Raw genomic sequence first — 20,662 nt, forward strand, 5'->3', positions numbered from 1 at the left:
AAAAACATCCCAACAAAAACCGCAGAGGTTAAAAACTCAATTTATTTAAAAGCAATAGCATATCTAGAAAACAACAGCAAAAAAAATTAGTACACTTTGCAGTAAAAAAACGAACTTTGCAATTAGTAATAAGAAAAAACTAGAATGAGAAAAATACTTACTGGCGTTCAGAGTACTGGAACGCCACATTTGGGAAATTTATTAGGAGCAATTATTCCTGCAATTGAATTATCGAATGATCCTGCAAATGAATCTTATTTCTTTATAGCTGATTTACACTCGATTACTCAAATTAAAGACGGTAAAACATTAAGAGAAAACACATACAGCACCGCTGCGGCTTGGCTTGCTTGCGGTCTGAATCCTGATAAAGTTACATTTTACAGACAATCTGATGTAACTCAAACTGCTGAATTAACCTGGTACTTGAGTTGCTTTTTTCCGTTTCAAAGGCTGACTTTGGCACATTCATTCAAAGATAAAGCTGATCGTTTAGATGATGTTAACGCGGGACTTTTTACTTATCCGATGTTAATGGCGGCTGATATTTTACTTTACGATGCCGAATTTGTTCCGGTTGGAAAAGACCAATTGCAGCATATAGAAATCACTCGTTCTGTAGCTTCTCGCTTTAACAGTCAAATGGGTGAAACTTTTGTACTTCCTGAAGCTAAAATTCAAGAAGACAGTATGTTGATTCCGGGAACAAATGGTGGAAAAATGAGTAAATCTGCCAATAATATTATCAATATTTTCCTTGACGATAAAACGCTTCGCAAGCAGGTTATGAGTATTGAAACGGATAGTACTCCGCTTGAAGAACCAAAAAATCCGGATACTTGTAACGCTTTTGCAATTTATTCTTTACTAGGAACTGAAGAACAAATCGCCGAAATGAGAGCGAATTATCTTGGTGGAAATTACGGTTATGGTCACGCCAAACAAGCTTTGTTTGAACTGATTACAGAAAAATTTAAAACAGAAAGAGAAAAATACAATTACTACATCAACAACCTTGATGAAGTTGATGCACTCTTGAAAAAAGGTGCCGCAAAAGCTTCTGTTATTGCTGATGGTGTTTTGGCAAGAGTTCGTGAAGTACTTGGATTTGGTAAATAATATTCTAAACCCGACAGGTTTTAAAAACCTGTCGGGTTTATTTCAAGTTAAAAAATCAAAATAATATCTGTGAAAATCACTCGACCAAAAATCATTGGAACTTTAAAAATACAAGTTATGATGGCTGGAAATCTGGCAGTTGTAAATGACATAAAAAATGCTCCAAACAAAATTATTGTTCAATGTGATTCTTATGAGCATGGTCAAGAAATTATTGAAAAAATAAAAACCTCTAAACAAGGAGAAATATTACACTTTTAAATTCTTTTGCACCAAATTTATACATGAAGAAAATATTTACTAAATACATGTTTCTTCTCCTAATATCTCTTTTTCTATTAGAGTTTTTATTAGCGTATATATTTGGAAATGAACGGTCTTTTGCCATAAACAAAACTGTTGGTTCAGCTTATTTTATTTCGAATGAAGCCATACTAAACGCATTTTTAGCAATCTCTCAGATTCTTTTCATTTTTGGTTATTTAATAGTATTCCTTCTTAAGCGAAAGACAAATTATTATATTTCCCTAGCTCATTTTGAGATAATTATAATAGCATTTTATTCTATTTCTTTCAAAAATTTTACCGTTTCAGCAATTTTTGGTGCGCTTTCGATCATCCTGTTTTTAATAAATATTTTCAAATCTCATAAATAAAACTGCTTGATTTTTTATTAAATCGCCTCGAACAACTTTCCAGGCAAAGGTCTAATTACTCCTTTAAGCTCCATATTCAAAAGGATTCCTGATATTTTATAGATCGGAAAATCACATTGCAGTGCAATAAAATCCAATAATTCTTTTCCGTTTTTTAAGAGAAAATCATACACCTTTTGTTCATCTGGTTCCAACTCCACGAACAATTGTTTCTGAACTGATTTAGCCGTGTTTTTAACGTCCCAGTTTAAAATATAAATCAAATCGGCTGCAGTGGTTAGTACGTTCGCTTTTTGAGTCTTAATTAAGTTATTACACCCTTGACTATATTTGTCCGTGACGCGCCCAGGAACGGCAAAAACATCCCTATTATAATCATTTGCAAGATTTGCTGTAATAAGCGAACCGCCTTTATCTGCAGATTCTATCACAATAGTAGCTTCAGACATACCGGCAACAATCCGATTCCGGCGTACAAAATTCTCCTTATCGGGATTTGAAGAGCTCCAGAATTCGGTAATAAAACCACCGTTTTCTTCCATTTTTGCAACGTATTTTTTGTGCATTTTCGGATAAACCTGATTCAGTCCATGCGCTATAACTCCTATTGTTTGCAGGTTATTTTCGACTGCCAACTGATGTGCCGCAATATCAACTCCATACGCAAAACCGCTTACAATTACCGGATCGAGTGGCGCCAGATCTTCAATTAGCTTTTTACAGAATTCCATTCCATATGAAGTAATCTGGCGGGTTCCTACAATACTAATAATTTTTTTATTTTTCAAATTGATATTTCCCGAAGAAAAAATCAAAACCGGAGAATCGATACAATATTTGAGTCGATCAGGGTAATTTTGATCCTGAAAAAACGAAACATTTACGGTATTCGATTTAATAAATTCAATTTCCTGATTGGCTTTTTCAAAAATAGTTTTATCATGTAAATTCTTTAACAAAACTGTTCCAACTCCATCAATAGCAGCAATTTGATTTATTTTAGTTTTAAAAACAGACTCAGCATTTCCGCAATGTGTCAACAGTTTTTTGGCCATAATATCACCCACTCCATCGACTTTTAATAAGGCTAATAAATAAAATAATTCCTGATCTGACATCTTGCAAAAATATTATGTAAAATAGAATAGAAAACTATAACAAATTAATACTGCAAATATGGTTAAAATAAAGTAATTTCTTAATAAAAACAATAATTTACATTGTGTGTAATTTTCGAAAACTAATAACATATTCATTAAAATACTGAAAACTAATTGTCTATAAAAAAATAAGAATTGTTAATAAAAATTGTGAATAAAATTTTGATAACTATATTCATTACATAACTTTGCTACTATGAAAATCGAAACTTACATAGGACAGTTATTGTATCGTTATCAGTGTGTAACGGTTCCCGGGTTCGGAGCATTTTTGACCGAAATTCAGTCGGCGCAGCTTAATGAAAGCACAAATTCGTTTTTTCCACCCAAAAAAATGATCTCTTTTAACAGCCGTCTAAAAAACAATGACGGACTTCTGGCAAATCACATCGCAAATGCAGAAAAAACATCTTACGGTTTTGCTGTAAGTGCTATTGCTTTTGAAGTTGTTAGCTGGAAAAAAACATTAGAAGAAAATGGTACTATTTACCTAAAAGGAATTGGTGAAATTCGCTTTAATTCTGAAAAAAATATAATTTTCACACCAAATGATCAAACCAATTATCTAACAACCTCTTTTGGTTTAAGTCCATTTGTTTCTCCGTTAGTTAAAAAAGAAATGTTTGAGAAAAAAATCGAGAAAATTTCAGAAAGAGAAACGCTAGCATTGTATGAAAATGATGAAGAAAGCAGAGCAACAAATCCGTTATTAAAATATGCAGCAATTCTTGTTTTAGGACTTGGAATTACCGGTAGTATTGGATATCCTTTGTACCAAAGCCAAATCGCTTCAAAAACATTAATTGTTGAAAGTGCAGTTCAGAAAAAAGTACAAAACAAGATACAAGAAGCTACTTTTTTTATTCAAAATCCTCTTCCTGCTGTGACTCTTTCAGTAGATTCTGCAAAAGTTGAAACGGTTGAAAACAAAGTGATGCCATATCATATCATGGCCGGTGCTTACAGAAGTGAACAAAACGCCAGAAAAGCTTATAATCAACTGATAAAAGATGGCTATGAGGCAAGAATGCTTGGTGAAAATAAACATGGATTATTTCCTGTTTTATATGGAAGTTATGCTACAATGGCAGAAGCTGAAAAAGCACAAAAAGAAATACAAAAAGGCGAAAATCCAGATGCCTGGATATTAGTTCAACCACTATAAGACAAAAAATCCTGTCCGCCACTTCGGACAGGATTTTTTTTGTCTTATTTTATCTATAAAAAACCTTTTTATGATCCTGTAAATCAGCTTTGGATTTTACCTTTGTTCTTCATTAACAAGAACATAAATACAAAGTCATGAATCATAAACTAAAATTATTCTTCGCATTTTTTATTCTTATTTCTACTCAGCAATTCTACGCTCAGGAAATTGTAACCTCTCAAAAAGCGCAAGATGCTGTGGCAAAAAAGGCCGACCAGGAAGCCAAAAAATCATCTGACGAAATTCACAGAAAGCTTAACGACGAGCAATCCCGATTAAAAAAAGAACAAAAAAAGGTTGAAAGCCATCAAAAAGATCTGAAAAATTCAGAAAAGAATCTTGACAAAACAAAACAGAAAATCAGCAAGTTAGAATCTGATAATCAAAAGATTTATTCTAAAGTTAATTCAAATTCGATTACTGCAGAGGAAGCTCAAAAACAAGAATTGAAGGTAAAACAAAAAGAAGTTCAAATTCAAAAACTTAAGCTAAAACAAATCGATCAACAAAAAGATTTAGACAAAGTTAAAGCAACTTTACTTTAGACTAAAAAAGTCCTATTAGCCATGGCTAATAGGACTTTTTTACTTTGCTATTATTTTAGCATCCTGTTTCAGTATTACTTTAGTTCCCTGATAAATTGTAAGTTTCGCCGGGGGAGAATTTTTTTCGCCCAAAACGATGAATGCACATTCATATTTGTAATTGTCTTTTTTGAACTCATATTGATGATTCCCTCCTATTCCTTCTACCACAAGTTCGCCTCTATATATAATTAAATCAGGCTTTTCACTCATTTTTTTATCAATTGACCAAGAAGCAAAACGATAATTATTATGTCCCAGATTATCAATTCTGATTTTAAATTTAGAGGTTTCTAAAATACATATAGGTTTCTGAAAAAAAGCGATGCTTGAATCAAGTTCTTTTTTTTGAGAAGCTATTAGTTTATCCTTAAGATCGGTTTCAAATTTAGATTGATAATTTACTGCAGTCAATCGGCCATCCATATCCATCCAAATACTTCCGTGATTTAACATTATTCCGCGTAAACCCATATCAGACCAGTCTTTTTCAGGATTAGACTTTGTAATTTCATTTTTCAAAGTTGAATCAAATAGTTCTGTATAACGTTTTACAAAGTCTGTTTTATCGACAATATCAGGTATTGGATACTCGCGCTCCAACGGATACACAATCAAGTCTCCAAGGGCTTCCTTATTGTCATTTTTTATATTATCAATAAAGCTTTTAACCAACTTTTGATATTCTGCTTTTAATTCCTGCGCACCAGCCATACCACTGCAAAAAATCAATAATGCTAAAAATAAATTTCTTGTTTTCATTCTAAAATATTTTTAATCGCTTATTAATCTCATCCTCAAAACTCTTTATAAAAATACTAAATTTATATTTTATCTGAGCATACTAAATTACTCACAAGTAAATAGATAAACATAAAATATGGGCTAAATATTGTCTTTGCTCCAATAAAAAACCCGTTCCATGTGGAACAGGTTTGCTTCTATTTAGTAATTATTTTTGCGCTCTGAGTAAGGATAGTTTTTCCGTTTTGATAAATCGTCAGGGTTGCCGGAGGAGAGTCAGATGTGCCCATAAGAACGATATAACATTCATACAAATAAACTCCTTTTTTAAAATCAAAATGACTGTTTCCACCTGTTCCTTCAGAAATCCATTTTCCGTTAGTAATCAGTAAATCAGGTTTATCTGCCATACTATTCTTAAGCGACCAGGAAGCGTAACGGTAATTATCGTTTCCTAAATCGTCGATTCTTATTCTGAATTTAGAAGTTTCTAAAACATACATTGGCGTTTTAAACTTTGCAATCGATGGATGTAATTTTGTTTTTTCATTTGCTATAATTTTCTTTTGAAGATCTATTTCATACTGAGATTGGTAATTAATTGTGATTAATTTTCCGTTTGTATCCATCCAGATATCTCCGCTTCCAAGCATAATTCCTCGCCAACCAACTTCAGACCAGTCTTTTGCCGGATCAGATTTAATAATTTCATTTTTAAGAGTAGTGTCAAAAATCTGATCGTATCTTTTTACAAAATCAACTTTGTTTTTAACTTCCGGAATTGGATAATCCCGCCTTAACGGAAAAGAAATAAAAGCCACAACTCCCTCTTTGTTATTGCTTTTTACATTGGCAATAAAACTCTTGACAAATTTTTGATACTCTCCCTTTAAATCCTGGCTAAAAGCCAATTGACTGCAAAAAATCAAAACGCCAAAATATATTATTTTTTTTCTCATATCTAAATCTTTAATTAATTTAAGTGTTAGTTAATAAGTGTTGTCCCTACGGGAAATGTCACTAAGTTAATCTTTTTTAAATGCAATCTTATCATGCTGAGAGGAGTCGAAGCCCCGTAAGTAACTCGACAAAGAAAATTTTACCGCAAAGGTCGCAAAGGACTATATAAAGTTCTCAAAGTTTTGTGAATTGCCCTTTGCTTTGAGATTGCAAAGAGATTGCGTTTAAGTCTTAATTTAATAACATTGCCCTGCGGGACAAAAAATACACAAATAAATTAATTTCTACCAATACGCAATCTCTCTTCGAAAAATTTTTTATTACCACATTAGGGCTTAAATATTGACAGAATTAACGAAAATCCTACCGCAGAAATATCCCGATCATTTAAAATCAAGATTGTATGTTTAACGTGGAACACTTTTCAATAAAAAATCTCTATTTTACATAATGTTTTTACACAAAATCTAAAATCTAAAATCTAAAATCTAAAATCTAAAATCTAAAATCTAAAATCTAAAATCTAAAATCTAAAATCTAAAATCTAAAATCTAAAATCTATCCCGAAGTCTCGGGACCAAAATCAGTTTATACTGGCTTTGAACATTTTAAGTTCATCCCAGGTAAATTCGTCTCCATATTTTTCTTTTAATGGATTCAAGGATTCTTCCTGATAGAACTGAAAAGCTTCACGTAACGCCAGAATTTTATCATAGGACAAAACATCTGAAATCTCTACTTTCTTCGCCTGAATTAGTTTAACAAAATGCATTTCAACAGTTTGCACCGTAAGCTTTCGGATTCTGGCAATATCGGGTATCGAATTTTTTTCAAGCCACAAATCATGCGTTTCTTCTATGGTAGTTTTCTTTGCCGCCTTTGGTTCATTCTTGTCCGATCTACGGGCAGTATAACGCACTACAGGCTCCTCAGTTTTAAAAATATCGGTGTTAGCCATATTAAATTCCTCTCGGATCTTTGCAACCTTGTCTAATTTGTAGTTTTTAATCGCTGTCGACGACAATTTTTCCTTACAGATGGTTTCACCTGCAACGACAATTTCTATTAGCAATTTGGCCTTCATTAAACGCAAAACTGCTTTGGTTTGCAAATCATCCAAAAAAGTCAATTCTTCATAAAACTCTTTTACCTTTTTGAATTTCTGAATTTCGGCCATTTTTAGTAAAAGATCAGTAACCAACTTATCCATCGGTTTAAAGAAATAATCATACGCCGCCACTACCCTTTCCTGCACGAAAAACAAATCGACGGTTTCTTTATTGAAAATTTTATTAAGCTGATGAACGAATTTTTGCGAAGGATCGATCAATCCGTCAATAGTTTCTAAACGTTTATGTGCCCAAACTGAATGTTTCGATTTCTCAGATCCGGCAGCATTTTCGTTGTAACTAAATCTATGATTTCGCCATTCTTGTGCCAAATCTGCCCAGTTAAAACTGTTGATCAAATAGTTATGAATAAAATTCTTGGTTTCAAAATGCAGCGAATGTTTCAAAACGTCTTCAGTTGCTTTATTCAAAGCATAATCCATCACATCCTGATCGTTCGAAATGCCATTCATCTGTAGCGGAGAAAGCAAAATAAGCCCATTTAAGGACGTTAAACGCGATAATGCAACATATGCTTGTCCGGGCAAAAAAACTTGCGATACATCGAGCGCTGCTTTCTCAAAAGTTAAACCCTGGCTTTTATGCACCGTAATTGCCCACGCTAATTTGATTGGATAATGCGCAAATGTGCCCAAAACCTCTTCTTCAACCTCTTTTGTGAGATCGTTTACTTTGTATCGAATGTTTTTCCATTCGTATTTCTCTACTTCAATTGTTTTATTTTCTTCAGGGAAATGCACAAAAATTTCTTCGGGCGAAAGCGATTTTATAACTCCCATTTTTCCGTTGAAATATCGTTTTTCAAAAGATAAATCGTTCTTCACAAACATAACTTGTGCTCCAATTTTCAATTTCAAATTCTCTTCAACAGGAAATATTTTTTCCGGAAAATCCCCAACAATAAAAGGCTGATATGCATATTCATTTCCGGCTAAATCGCCTATTGCCTGCTCGTTAATAGAATCAGCCTTAGCATTATGAGTCGTAAGTGTTATATATCCTGGATTGTTTTTCAAGTCGAAATCAGGCTTCACATATTCATTTAAAACCTGAATATCCTGTGGTGTAATCTGATTGTTTCTCAGATTGTTCAAGACCGAGATAAATGCGTCATCGGTTTGACGATAAATCTTAGATAATTCAATGTACAACGGCGGATTTTGCTGAATTACATGCGAATGAAAAAAGAATTTTCCTTTGTAATAATTCCGTAAAGTTCGCCATTCTTCATCCCTAATTACGGGCGGAAGCTGCAATAAATCACCAATAAAAAGCACCTGAACACCACCAAAAGCTTGTGTGTTTCTACGAACTGTCTGCATCATAAAATCAATAGCATCCAATAAATCAGCTCGCAACATACTGACTTCATCAATAATCAAAAGTTCCATATTTCTGATTACATTTCGCTTGACATTGTTCATTTTGAAGTGTCTGCGAAGGGTATCTTTATTCTCGAATTTCACAGTTTCTGTAAACTGAGAAGCCTCCTGATAAGACGGAATAAAGGCCGAAAATGGCAATTGAAACATGGAATGAATAGTAACTCCACCGGCATTTAGCGCCGCAATACCCGTTGGTGCGACAACAACAGTGTTTTTGTGCGTCGTAGCAATGATTTCGCGTAAAAGCGTAGTTTTTCCTGTTCCTGCTTTACCGGTCAGGAAAATAGATTTTTGCGTTTGATTGATGAATTGTAAGGTGTAAGCAGCAGCTTCTGAAACGTTTTGCATTGGGCGTGTATTGAAGAACTAAAAGTATCGCATTTTTATAAAAGAAAAAACCTAAATCTTGACAGATTTAGGTTTTTAATTTAGTTAGTTAGTTTGGTATTATTTTTTAGCTTCTTCACCTGCTTTAGCAGCCGGTTTTTCGTCTGTTTTAGGCTCTGCTTTGTATTTATCGTTCAAAGCTTTAATGATATCTTTTGTGATGTCATATTTCTCTTCAGCATATAAAATAGAAGCAGCATCTCCTGTCCCGTAGATATAAGAATAACCGTTTTTCTTACCGTAATCTTTGATGAATTTTTTAACTCCGCTTACCAAAGAATCCATTTCAACACCACTTTCTTGTTGCAATTGTTGAGACAACGCTTGTTGAGCATAACCCAATTGTTGTTCTCTTTTTTGCAATTCAGCACCTTTTTGTTGTGCCCATGCTTGTCCATTTGCTTGTGCCTGACTTTGAAAACTAGCAGCGTCTTGTTTAAAACGAGTAATTTCCGCTTGTAGCTGTCTTCCTTTTTCTTCCGCTTGAGCTTTGTATTTAGCTTCAAGATCTTTTGCTTCAGTGTACTCTTTCATTAAAACCGAAGTATCTACGTAAGCTGTTTTTACTTCCTTAACTTCTGTTGCTTTATTACACGAAACAACTAAAATTGAAAGTGCGATAATTACTAATGCTTTTTTCATTTCTAAATTTCTATTTTTTTATTGGTATGAAAGACAAAAATATAAAAAAATAAATAGCATCAACATAAAGTTTAAAAAATGCTACAATTTTATGATATTGGTTTTATTTATAAGGCAAAATATTACCATAAAAAATCACTATTAAAAACAGCTTTCATAGCTTTCATTAGAGCCTTTTTCTCAAAAAAGACCACACAAACCCTCGTTTTTACAGAGAAAATGCCGTAAATGCGCTTATTTTAAGTTTTAGCTGTTTTTTAGAGTGTAAGATGCATGTTGAATCCTTTTTTCTAACGTGATCTTTTTAAAATTGATCAAAGCAAAAAAAATGGTCAAAAAAACATTTTTCTGTTCTTAGAATTTTTAAAACAAAATTCGGGAAGCAGCATTTTTGAAATTCTGCTTTTTTGAAAATCAGAAATACGATTTCTGATAAAAGCAAAATTTTTAACAATTTTCATCTTTATGATTTCAAAATTTAAAATCAGAAAAATTCAGCCGTAAAATTTCAAAAAACACTCGTTTTTTATGGTATTGTTTTTATTTATGGAACCCGATTAAAGCATAAAAAACCACTATCAAAAGTGGCTTTTATAGCTTTAATTAGAGGTGTTTTCTCAAAAAAGAGGATATTTCTCCTCACTACAACTAAAAAAGCGCCGTAAATGCGCTTATTTTACGTTTTAGCTGTTTTTTAGGACATAAATGTGCGATGAATACTCTTTTGTACTGCCCGCTTTCAAATTTGACTTTAATCCAACAAAAAAAGCACTGATGTAATTCATTTTTCCAGTTTTGTATTTTTCCGATAATAAGCTCACGTAAAAAGAATCAAATTTCATTGGAAGCACTTTTTCTAATTTCATATCTACTTTTTCAAAAAGTGATTTGATGGCTTTTTTTGAGAAATGCCAAAAATGAATTGGCACATCATAAGCCGCCCAAAATTCATTATAATATTTTGCATCGTAAGATTTGAAATTTGGAACCGCAACAATTAATGTTCCAGTTGGCTTAAGCAAACGCTTCAATTCCTGAATTTGAAATTCCAAATTTGGAACATGTTCTAAAACGTGCCACATTGTAATGACATCAAAAGAATTATTTTCGAGAACGCTAATTTCACCTACAAAAGAAATTCCTTTTTGGATCGCAATATTTTTTGCTCGCTCGCTTGGTTCTACTCCAACAGTTTCCCAACCGTCATTTTTGGCTGTCAATAAAAAATCTCCCGTTCCGGCACCAATATCTAAAATTCTGCCTTTTTGAGATTGTTCTGAATTAATCAAATTCAATTTATTTTTTAAAGCAATATTTTTTACAAAATGATATGCTTTTTCAAATAACGAACGTTTGTTGTCTGTGTGAGAAATATAATCTTCGCTTTCATAATATCTTCCAAGATTTTCTAAATCTGGTTGCGGAGATGTAATCAACATGTCTAAAGTTTCGTCATAATACAATTCGAAAATTTCTTTAGATACAGAATGGTCTTTTACAGTAAGAAAATGTTTTTTGTTTAAAACGTCCATTTTTTAATTATAGGTATTTTGGTTTAATTTCATAGCAAACCCTAAAAGCGAAATTTCCACTTTTAGGGCTTATTGTTTTTAATATTTATTTTTTCTTTTAGCGCTTCCAATTTATTTTTACAGCCGACATTTTTTCATTTTCAATTCTTGTCTCTGTAATTATTGTAAAACCGTTTTTAATATAAAACGGCATTGGAGATTTATAAAAATCTCCATTTTCTTTTATTTCATTTTCATGATCAACTACCCAACCATTCAAACTATTATTTCTATTTTTTATTTCATTAATCAAAAGTGATCCGTTTCCCCTTCCCTGAATTTTACTATTCATAATTATTGCAAACCAATCTTCTCCTTCTCTCAAAAAAGTAAAAGTCCATCCAATTATTTCATTTGATTCATCAAGCAACAAATAATGTTTTGTATTTGAAAGTCCGTTTAAATACAATTCAAAATCTTCGCTTGTTTTCAAATGTAATCTTGCTGGATATTCATTATTCCAAAGTTCGCGTAAAACTTCTTTTTCTTCTTCCGATAAAATTTCTTTTCTAAGAATTCTCATAATCGCAACATTATAGCTTTTATCTTTTTGTCGTTCCGAGGAACGAGGAATCTTCGCAAGAAACTCCACAATCAAAGAACCAATCTTTGTCGATCTTGCAACGGAGATTCCTTGTTCCTCGGAATGACAAACTATCTCAAATTCGTTTCACGTGGAACATATTTTAGATTACCAAAAAAGATCAAACACAAATCTGTTTCACGTGGAACAAAACACATCTTATCTTGTCTTAAAAACAAAAATAAAAACAAATTAAAAATAGTTTCACGTGGAACAATGATTTCAAATATCACATTCCAACAAACTTGAAACCTGAAACAATTTTCTACCTTCCCATATAAATCAACAATACGGAAATATCACTTGGTGATACTCCGCTTATTCTTGAAGCTTGAGAAATTGTAACAGGACGAATCTTGCTCAATTTTTGTTTTGCTTCAATTGACATTGATTTAATTTTATTGTAATCGAAATTTTCCGGAATTTTCATTTCTTCTAAACGAGTAAGTTTATCAGCGTTATTTCTTTCCTTTTCGATATAACCAGAATATTTGACCTGAATTTCGGCTTGTTCCAAAATTTCCTGATCAACATCATTTGTTTCAATATACTCTTTTACCTTTTCAAATTTCATCATATCCTCCAAATCAATTTGCGGACGCGAAAAAACTTTAAACATTTTATCACCTTGCGTAATCGGAGCTGTTTCTTTTGCTTCCAAAATAGGATTCGTTTCAGCAACCGAAACACTTGTCTCTTTAAAGAAAGCAACCATCTTTTCAGATTCGTTCAATTTCTTTTCCATTCGACGCAAACGCGCTTCAGAAGCCAAACCAATTTCGTGAGACATTGGTGTCAATCTGAAATCAGCATTATCTTGACGCAACAATGTTCTATACTCTGCTCTTGACGTAAACATACGATATGGTTCTTCCGTTCCTTTCGTAATCAAGTCGTCAATCAAAACTCCAATATAAGCTTCGTCACGTTTCAAAATCAACGGCGCTTTTTCATGCACTTTCAAATGCGCATTTATACCGGCCATCAAACCTTGCGAAGCTGCTTCTTCATATCCTGTTGTCCCATTTATTTGTCCGGCAAAATATAAACCTTCAACCAACTTTGTTTCCAAAGTATGTTTCAATTGCGTTGGCGGAAAATAGTCATATTCGATTGCATAACCAGGACGAAAGAATTTCACATTCTCAAAACCAACAACAGAACGCAAAGCTTTAAACTGAATATCCTCTGGAAGCGAAGTCGAAAATCCGTTCACATAAACCTCACAAGTATTCCAACCTTCCGGCTCCACAAATAATTGGTGACGTTCTTTATCAGCAAAACGATTTATCTTATCTTCTATCGAAGGGCAATATCTTGGCCCAAGACTTTTGATTCTTCCGTTGAACATTGGAGAACGATCAAAACCCTCCCTCAAAATATCATGAACGTCCAACGACGTGTATGTCATGTGACAAGATCTTTGATGTGTCAAAGGAGTTGTCAAATCCGAATAAGAAAACTTATCCGGTTTTGCATCTCCCTTTTCTTCGTTCATTTTAGAATAATCCAAAGAACGTCCATCAACTCGTGGTGGCGTTCCAGTTTTCATTCTTCCAGATTCAAAACCTGCTTTAACCAAATCTTCGGTAATTCCGGTTGCAGCACTTTCGCCTGCTCTTCCTCCTCCGAATTGTTTTTCTCCAATATGAATTAAACCATTCAAGAAAGTTCCGTTTGTCAACACAACCGATTTAGATCGAATTTCAACTCCCAATGAAGTTTTGATTCCTTTTAACTTTCCATCCTCAATAATCAAACCTTTCACCATCTCTTGGTAGAAATCCAAATTTGGAGTTCCCTCCAACATCATTCTCCATTCTTCAGCAAAACGCATTCGGTCACTTTGAACTCTTGGCGACCACATTGCAGGTCCTTTCGATTTGTTCAACATCTTGAATTGAATTGCAGTTCGGTCAGAAACAATTCCTGAGTATCCACCCAACGCATCAATTTCACGCACTATCTGTCCTTTTGCTATTCCACCCATCGCTGGGTTGCAAGACATCTGTGCAATGTTCTGCAGGCTCATCGTAACCAATAAAGTTTTTGATCCTAAATTTGCGGCCGCTGCCGCGGCTTCAGATCCAGCATGACCTGCACCAACTACAATAACATCGTATTCTTCTAAAAACATTTTGTTTTATTATTCTCTGGAAACCGTTTAAGGCGATTCTCAGAATTAACTTCTTTACTATTTTTGTTCCACGTGGAACAGCGCTAACGCGCAAAATTTAAATCTTTCAAATTCAAATTACAATCTACAAATCTTAAATTCTGATCTCGCAAGCAATAACATGTTCCACGTGGAACGATGCAAACTCACAAAATACCAGTCAAAATTTCACATTCTAATCTCAAAAAACATATCTGTTCCACGTGGAACAGATCTAAAACCAAGCTTCGTTTTAAAAATTCAAAATCAAATTTAAACTTAAAAACCGGTTTTCTTTATGTTCCACGTGAAACACTTTTACCTATATTCAGCAAAATTATTTCACATAAAACTATTTAAAGAGATAAAATTCTAAACGTTCCACGTGAAACATCTCGAATTAAATTCTTGAAATCTCAAAGAAAAGATTTAAATTTAAAAATGTTTCACGTGAAACAACTGACTTATTTTTACTTTAAAAAACTTATTTATGTTTCACGTGGAACATAAATAAGTTTAAAATTAAAAAGTGGTTTAATTACTGTTCCACGTGAAACATTGCAATCTTCTCATCTTCTTTTGAACGCATAAGTTCTGCGTCAGCTTCACTTTTATCTTTATAACCACAGTAATGTAATATACCGTGAGCAAGAACACGTTTCAATTCTTCTTCAAAAGAAACATTAAAATCCTTTGCGTTATCGGCTACTCTTTCAACAGAAACAAAAATATCGCCGTTTAGTTCATTACCAACTGTGTAATCAAAACTGATAATATCAGTTAGAGTATCGTGATTTAGATATTCTACATTTATCTTATGAAGATATTCATCATCACAAAAAATGTAATTTATCTCTCCTTCGTTTTTACTTTCAGAAACAATTACAGCGCTTAACCATTCGGCAAAAACTTGTTCGTTATCTAAAGTAAATTCGGTTTCGTAATTAAAATTGATCATTTTGTATTAAAATATTCTTGAACTTTTTGATTAAAATTCGAGCGCAAAGGTAGTGATTGTCTGTTTAATATCTCTACACTGTTTAAATAATCCAATAGTGAACTCGGTAAAGCGTTTGTTCTATTAGAAAATTCAGCCTTATTAGTTTCAGATTGACGCTTGGTATCTTGCCCTTGTTGCTGAACTGCATTATTTAATTTTAATAATTCCTGCTGAATATTAAGGATGCGTTGCAAGTTTTCATTCTTAAAACCTTTATTTAAAATTTGTTTTTCAGAAGCTTTCATTTGATCGATTACAGATTTACCCTGAGAGTCTAATCCCTGCTTAGCTAATTCTTTTTGTAAAGCTTCACGAAGTTTTACTTGCTCTTTGTAAATTTCCATGATTGCTTCTGCATCTCCTTCTCCGTCATTACCATCTTTATTTTCATTTCCCTTACCCCCACTTTTATTTCCCTGTCCATCTTTTCCATCTTTACCATCTCCGCTTTTTCCCTTTCCATCTTTTCCCTGACTATCTTTTCCTTCTCCACTTTTTCCTTCACCGGGTTTATCTCCAGGTTTCATTCCAGCTTTCATTTTCTCTCCTAAACCTTTTTGCTTTTGAATAATATCTGGTAATTGCATTCCTTGTCCATCACCCGGTTTTGGTTTTCCCGATCCCGGTTTAGACATCGACATCTGCATATTGTTTAATAAATCACTCAAAAAGTCGGCTAATTTATTTGCAGAAGAAACTGCATATTGCTGATGCGAAACTCCTTTTGGAACCTGAACATCACTTAGACTTTCAATAGCTTTGTCTACATTATATTGTACGTTACCAATTTCTTTAGTTACATCTTCGGCAATTTTAGGATTACGAAGTGACATTGCAAACAAACTATCATCAACATATCTAAACTGTTGTTTCAAATTCTGTTGAACTTTAATATTCTTTGTATATGCCGAGGAACCTAATTTCATAGATTTAAATTGTTTCATCACATCTTCTTCAGATAAAGAAAACGCTAAAAGATTATCCAGAATCTGACGAAGCATTGCAACATCTTCTTCCAATTGATCTTGTTCTCCACCTTCCATTTCAGACTGCATTTGTTCTGCCATACTTTTCATTTTCTTAGCAGCACTTTTTTGTTTTGGTTTAGCCGAAGAAGAATTCTTTTTACTCAATTCTTCAGAAGCTTTTTCTAAATCATTCTTTACATCTTTTTCTTTTGAAGCATCATTCGGAATATCCAAAGGAGCTTTTAATGTTTTATTTTCTTCTTTAAGGTCTTTTAAATCTTCTTGTATTTTATCAAAAGCTTTATTAATATCTTCCTGTTTCTCCTGAGTATTTTCTTTTTCTTTATTAGAAAGCTGCTCTTGTTGATCCGCAAGTTTATTTAATTTCTCAGCAACTTGTTCTGCTTTTTTAGATACATAAAAACGTTTAGTAAGTTCAACCAATTGCTCTAAGTTGCGAGATTGGTTCTTACTGATTTGTTTGAACTTTTCCATTTTATCAAACAATTCTTCGCTTTGTAATTTATCATTTAAGTTCTTTAACTCGTCCATCAACTTCTGATTCTTCTCTAAATCTTTCTCAGCATTATCCAAACGCTTTTGCAAATCATCAGCTGTTTTATCTTTCTTTTCAGATTGAAATTTATCTAAGTTCTTATTCATTTTCTCCGCAAATTGTTTCATCATTTCGTCTTGTTGCTTCTGACGTTTGATAAAATCATTTACTTTTTGCTGATCTTTAAACTCTAAATTATCTTTCTCTTTTCCTGCTTTCTGAATCTTATCCATCTCAGAAAACTGCTTTGTTTGATTCTTCAAAGACTTCTCTAAACTATTGATATTGTCATTTTGCTGTTGTAATTCTATATCATGAATTTCATCTGTTGTCGAAACACGATCAGAAAAAACAGAAGACTTTGTACTCTTAAAACCATGAGGTGCATCATTATCAAAAACTTCAAAATAGTATTCATAAGACACTCCTTCCTGAACGGCAAGGTTGCTTGGAAAATTAAAAACAAACTGATCAAATACTCCAGACTTCACAGGAATCGTTCCACGCTTAGCAGTGTTTGGTTTGTTGTGTTCGTAATAAACTACCTGAAGTTTAGACAAACCATAGTCGTCACCTAACCTACCTAAAACATAATTTTTATCTAACTTTAAACTATCAGGTGCTGGCGAAACAATGATCGTCGGGTGCTGATCTTTGATAACTGAGAGCTGATAATCCAGTTTTTCGTAATTTTTAACCTTATTATTCGAGGTAAGAATTTGATATTCTGTATTTTGACTGATATTCTTAGCCAATTTAAACTCGTTTTCGGCTTTATTGAACTTAAAAGCAGCATTTTCATCCTTCCAAACTATCTCTTGAGTTGATTGTGTATTCATCTTCCAGGTCACTAAAGTTCCTTCTGGCACAATTGCATTTCCGGTTCCTTGAATTGTTTCAGATTTCTTCTTTAGATAAGATGGAAAATTCAACACCATTTCGAAGTTTGCAATCGACGGAACTGTGATAACTTTCAACTCATATTCATCAGATGAAACTGAATTTCCTTCAAAAGAAAAAGCAACATTCTCAACTGGCTTTTCAATTTTAAATTCAAACTTTCCTGGTTGAGAAGATTCCATAAAATAACTTTCATTACCAATATGAATCATCACATTCTCCGGAACTACATTTCCAACAGATTCCATTTTGATAAGGAAATCTTTATTCTGTTCTGTTTGCAAATTAGGATTTAGAACTACAAATTTAAAAGGAGCCGGAGGTAAAAACGTAGCATTAAAATGTACAACTCTATTTAAACTTTGAGATATTATATTGCTATTTCCTGAAATATAAAACACAACAAAAAGTAAAATCGGAACTATTGCTAATGGTAAATACTTCTTATTAGTTTTAAAATTGATCGCATTCCCAAACGGAATTGGCTGCAATGAATTTGCTTTTTGTTCTATTGAAGCCAACATCAACTCTGAACTTTCTGCTGAATTCTCAGAAGCCGACAATTGTAAAAAGTTAGTTAGTTTATCACTAACTTCTGTAAAATGATCTCCAATAATTTTGGAAGCCTGATTATAATCAATCCCTTTTTGAAGTTTGAATAACTTAAAAATTGGAAACAAAATAAATCGAAACAAAAGGAAAACCTCTACTCCTATAAATATCCAAAACAATAATGTTCTTCCTACCGGTTTTAGCCAAAGAAAATACTCAACAAAAAGGGTGAACAGAAAATACAATAATCCAAAACCAATAAAAAGAAGTCCTCCTTTTATCAATTCATTCATATAATATTTCTTTATAAATGCCTCTAATTTTTGATATATTCCAGATGTTGTTTTCAAAATGAATCTCTTTTATTTATAACCCATAAAAGTACTAATTTTAATTAGATAATAATCAATGAGAAAATTAGTCAATTAAGCTAAAAGCAAGACATTATCTAATTAAAACTCATTTTCTAATTCTCTAATTAGAATTGTATCTTTGCATCAAAATTTAAACAAATGTCAAAGCAAGTTCGTGTGCGTTTTGCACCAAGTCCAACAGGACCTTTACATATTGGCGGAGTTCGTACTGCCTTATTTAATTATTTATTTGCCAAAAAAAACAATGGTGTTTTTTATTTAAGAATTGAAGATACTGATCAAACTCGTTTTGTTCCCGGTGCCGAAGCTTATATTATGGAAGCACTCGAATGGTTAGGAATTGCTCCCGAAGAAACGGTTGGAAAAAATGAAAAATTTGGTCCATACAGACAAAGTGATCGTAAAGAATTGTACCAACAATATGCTGATCAATTGATCAATTCCGGTTGGGCATATTATGCTTTTGATACTCCGGAAGCTTTAGATGCACATAGAAAACAACATGAAGCCGAAGGAAAAACATTTATTTATAACCATCATAATCGTGAAAAGTTAGACACTTCTCTTGTAATTTCTACTGACGAAGTTTCTAAAAGAATTGCAAATGGAGAACATTATGTGATTCGTTTTAAAACTCCTACTGATGAAACTTTACACTTAAAAGATATCATTCGTGGTGATGTAAAATTCGAAACGAATCTTCTTGACGATAAAGTATTATTTAAAAGTGACGGAATGCCAACATATCATTTAGCAAATATTGTTGATGATCATTTGATGGAAACTTCGCATGTAATTCGTGGTGAAGAATGGTTGCCATCTATGCCTCTTCACGTTTTATTATACAGAGCTTTTGGTTGGGATGCTCCTGAATTTGCACATTTACCTTTGATTTTAAAACCCGTTGGAAACGGAAAATTATCAAAAAGAGATGGTGATAAATTAGGATTTCCTGTGTTTCCACTAGAATGGAAAACCGAAGAAGGTGTTTCATCTGGTTACAGAGAAAATGGATTTTTCCCAGAAGCAGTTATAAATTTCCTTGCTTTGTTAGGTTGGAATGACGGAACCGATAAAGAATTATTTTCTTTAGATGAACTTGTAGAATCTTTTGACTTAAATAGAGTTCATAAATCTGGAGCTAAATTTGATCCTGAGAAAAACAAATGGTTCAATCACCAACATTTAATCAAACAAAATGATGCTGATTTAGCGAAGGACTTCACTCCTATTTTGATTGAAAAAGGTGTTGATATTTCTAAATTTGATGTTACAAGAATTGTTTCATTAATTAAAGAAAGAGCAAATTTTGTTTCTGAATTTTGGGATTTAAGTGATTTCTTTTTCCAGGCTCCAACATCTTACGATGAAAAAGCAAGCAAAAACTGGAAAGAAGAAACTCCAACATTAATGCAAGAATTAATTTCGGTTCTTGAAAATATAGAAGATTTTACATCAGTAAATATTGAAACTATCGTGAAAGATTGGTTAACTAAAAACGAAATTGGAATGGGTAAAGTTATGCAGCCCTTCCGTTTGAGTTTGGTTGGAGCTCTTAAAGGTCCTCACCTATTTGATATTGTTGAAATCATTGGAAAAGAAGAAACTATTTCGAGAATTCAAAAAGCGATAACAACTTTATAAAAACAAAAAAGCTCCCAAAATTTAGACTGCACCCAAAAGTTTAGACGAATTTATAATTAAGTTTGATAATAATGAGCTCGATATTGTATCGGGCTCATTCCTTTTAGATTTAGTTTTATTCTATCGTTATTATAGTAATTTATATATTCAATTATTTCTTGTTTTAATTCACTAACTGAACTGTATTTCTTAAGATAAAAAAGTTCTGATTTTATTATTCCGAAGAAATTTTCTATTACAGCGTTGTCAAGACAATTTCCTTTTCTTGACATACTTTGTCTGATTCCTTTTTGTCTTAATAAATATTGATATTGTTTCATTTGATACTGCCATCCTTGGTCTGAGTGGAGTATTAAATTAGTTTGATCGGGTATTTTTTCAAAAG

Annotated in this window: 16 protein-coding genes; 5 read left to right on the forward strand and 11 right to left on the reverse strand. The window is 32.7% G+C overall.

Annotated features, from left to right (window positions below; genetic code table 11):
• Positions 1-144: 144 nt before the first annotated feature.
• Both trpS and CHB81_RS25120 read left to right on the forward strand, forming a co-directional pair.
• The gene (gene trpS, locus CHB81_RS25115) at positions 145-1,119 is read left to right on the forward strand and encodes a tryptophan--tRNA ligase (RefSeq protein ID WP_089354563.1); all 975 of its coding nucleotides are present in this window, start codon (positions 145-147) and stop codon (positions 1,117-1,119) included.
• A gap of 69 nt (positions 1,120-1,188) precedes the next feature.
• Complete coding sequence (locus CHB81_RS25120) at positions 1,189-1,380, forward strand: hypothetical protein (protein ID WP_089354564.1); 192 nt, start codon at positions 1,189-1,191, stop codon at positions 1,378-1,380.
• A 412-nt stretch (positions 1,381-1,792) separates the two neighbouring features.
• Here the strand turns inward: CHB81_RS25120 and dprA are convergent, their stop codons facing one another.
• Positions 1,793-2,893, reverse strand: a complete 1,101-nt coding sequence (gene dprA, locus CHB81_RS25130; RefSeq protein WP_089354566.1) for a DNA-processing protein DprA — start codon at positions 2,891-2,893, stop codon at positions 1,793-1,795.
• 238 nt (positions 2,894-3,131) lie between these two features.
• Here dprA and CHB81_RS25135 point away from each other — a divergent pair, with 238 nt between their 5' ends.
• A complete protein-coding gene (locus CHB81_RS25135; RefSeq protein WP_089354567.1) occupies positions 3,132-4,100 on the forward strand; it encodes an SPOR domain-containing protein in 969 nt (322 codons plus the stop codon).
• Between the two features lie 137 nt (positions 4,101-4,237).
• Positions 4,238-4,687 (forward strand): hypothetical protein, encoded by a 450-nt coding sequence (locus CHB81_RS25140; protein WP_089354568.1) that lies wholly within the window; start codon positions 4,238-4,240, stop codon positions 4,685-4,687.
• A gap of 39 nt (positions 4,688-4,726) precedes the next feature.
• Here the strand turns inward: CHB81_RS25140 and CHB81_RS25145 are convergent, their stop codons facing one another.
• From CHB81_RS25145 to CHB81_RS25190, 9 genes are all read right to left on the reverse strand, one after another.
• On the reverse strand, positions 4,727-5,488 hold the full coding sequence (locus CHB81_RS25145) for a hypothetical protein (protein WP_089354569.1): 762 nt from the start codon (positions 5,486-5,488) through the stop codon (positions 4,727-4,729).
• A 179-nt stretch (positions 5,489-5,667) separates the two neighbouring features.
• Positions 5,668-6,429 (reverse strand): hypothetical protein, encoded by a 762-nt coding sequence (locus tag CHB81_RS25150; protein WP_089354570.1) that lies wholly within the window; start codon positions 6,427-6,429, stop codon positions 5,668-5,670.
• Positions 6,430-7,013: 584 nt separating this feature from the next.
• A complete protein-coding gene (locus CHB81_RS25155; protein WP_089354571.1) occupies positions 7,014-9,293 on the reverse strand; it encodes a helix-turn-helix domain-containing protein in 2,280 nt (759 codons plus the stop codon).
• A gap of 99 nt (positions 9,294-9,392) precedes the next feature.
• The gene (locus CHB81_RS25160) at positions 9,393-9,974 is read right to left on the reverse strand and encodes an OmpH family outer membrane protein (protein ID WP_089354572.1); all 582 of its coding nucleotides are present in this window, start codon (positions 9,972-9,974) and stop codon (positions 9,393-9,395) included.
• Positions 9,975-10,657: 683 nt separating this feature from the next.
• Positions 10,658-11,506 carry a bifunctional 2-polyprenyl-6-hydroxyphenol methylase/3-demethylubiquinol 3-O-methyltransferase UbiG gene (locus CHB81_RS25165; protein ID WP_089354573.1) on the reverse strand — a complete coding sequence of 283 codons (849 nt, stop codon included), beginning with the start codon at positions 11,504-11,506 and terminating at the stop codon, positions 10,658-10,660.
• A gap of 97 nt (positions 11,507-11,603) precedes the next feature.
• Positions 11,604-12,068 (reverse strand): GNAT family N-acetyltransferase, encoded by a 465-nt coding sequence (locus CHB81_RS25170; RefSeq protein ID WP_089354580.1) that lies wholly within the window; start codon positions 12,066-12,068, stop codon positions 11,604-11,606.
• 325 nt (positions 12,069-12,393) lie between these two features.
• Entirely contained in the window at positions 12,394-14,265 is a 1,872-nt protein-coding gene (gene mnmG, locus CHB81_RS25180; RefSeq protein WP_089354575.1) for a tRNA uridine-5-carboxymethylaminomethyl(34) synthesis enzyme MnmG, read from the reverse strand.
• A gap of 556 nt (positions 14,266-14,821) precedes the next feature.
• The gene (gene ybeY, locus CHB81_RS25185; protein ID WP_089354576.1) at positions 14,822-15,241 is read right to left on the reverse strand and encodes an rRNA maturation RNase YbeY; all 420 of its coding nucleotides are present in this window, start codon (positions 15,239-15,241) and stop codon (positions 14,822-14,824) included.
• Positions 15,238-18,609, reverse strand: coding sequence for a DUF4175 family protein (locus tag CHB81_RS25190; protein WP_089354577.1), 3,372 nt, complete (start codon positions 18,607-18,609; stop codon positions 15,238-15,240). The genes ybeY and CHB81_RS25190 overlap by 4 nt, the downstream gene beginning before the upstream one ends.
• 162 nt (positions 18,610-18,771) lie before the next feature.
• Between CHB81_RS25190 and gltX the strand changes: the two genes are divergently transcribed.
• Positions 18,772-20,277 carry a glutamate--tRNA ligase gene (gltX, locus tag CHB81_RS25195; protein WP_089354578.1) on the forward strand — a complete coding sequence of 502 codons (1,506 nt, stop codon included), beginning with the start codon at positions 18,772-18,774 and terminating at the stop codon, positions 20,275-20,277.
• Positions 20,278-20,333: 56 nt separating this feature from the next.
• Here gltX and CHB81_RS25200 read toward each other — a convergent pair.
• The coding region (locus tag CHB81_RS25200; RefSeq protein ID WP_141130459.1) for an IS3 family transposase at positions 20,334-20,662 on the reverse strand (329 nt) is incomplete at its 5' end.

Source organism: Flavobacterium sp. ov086, from assembly GCF_900187965.1.
Classification (GTDB): domain Bacteria; phylum Bacteroidota; class Bacteroidia; order Flavobacteriales; family Flavobacteriaceae; genus Flavobacterium.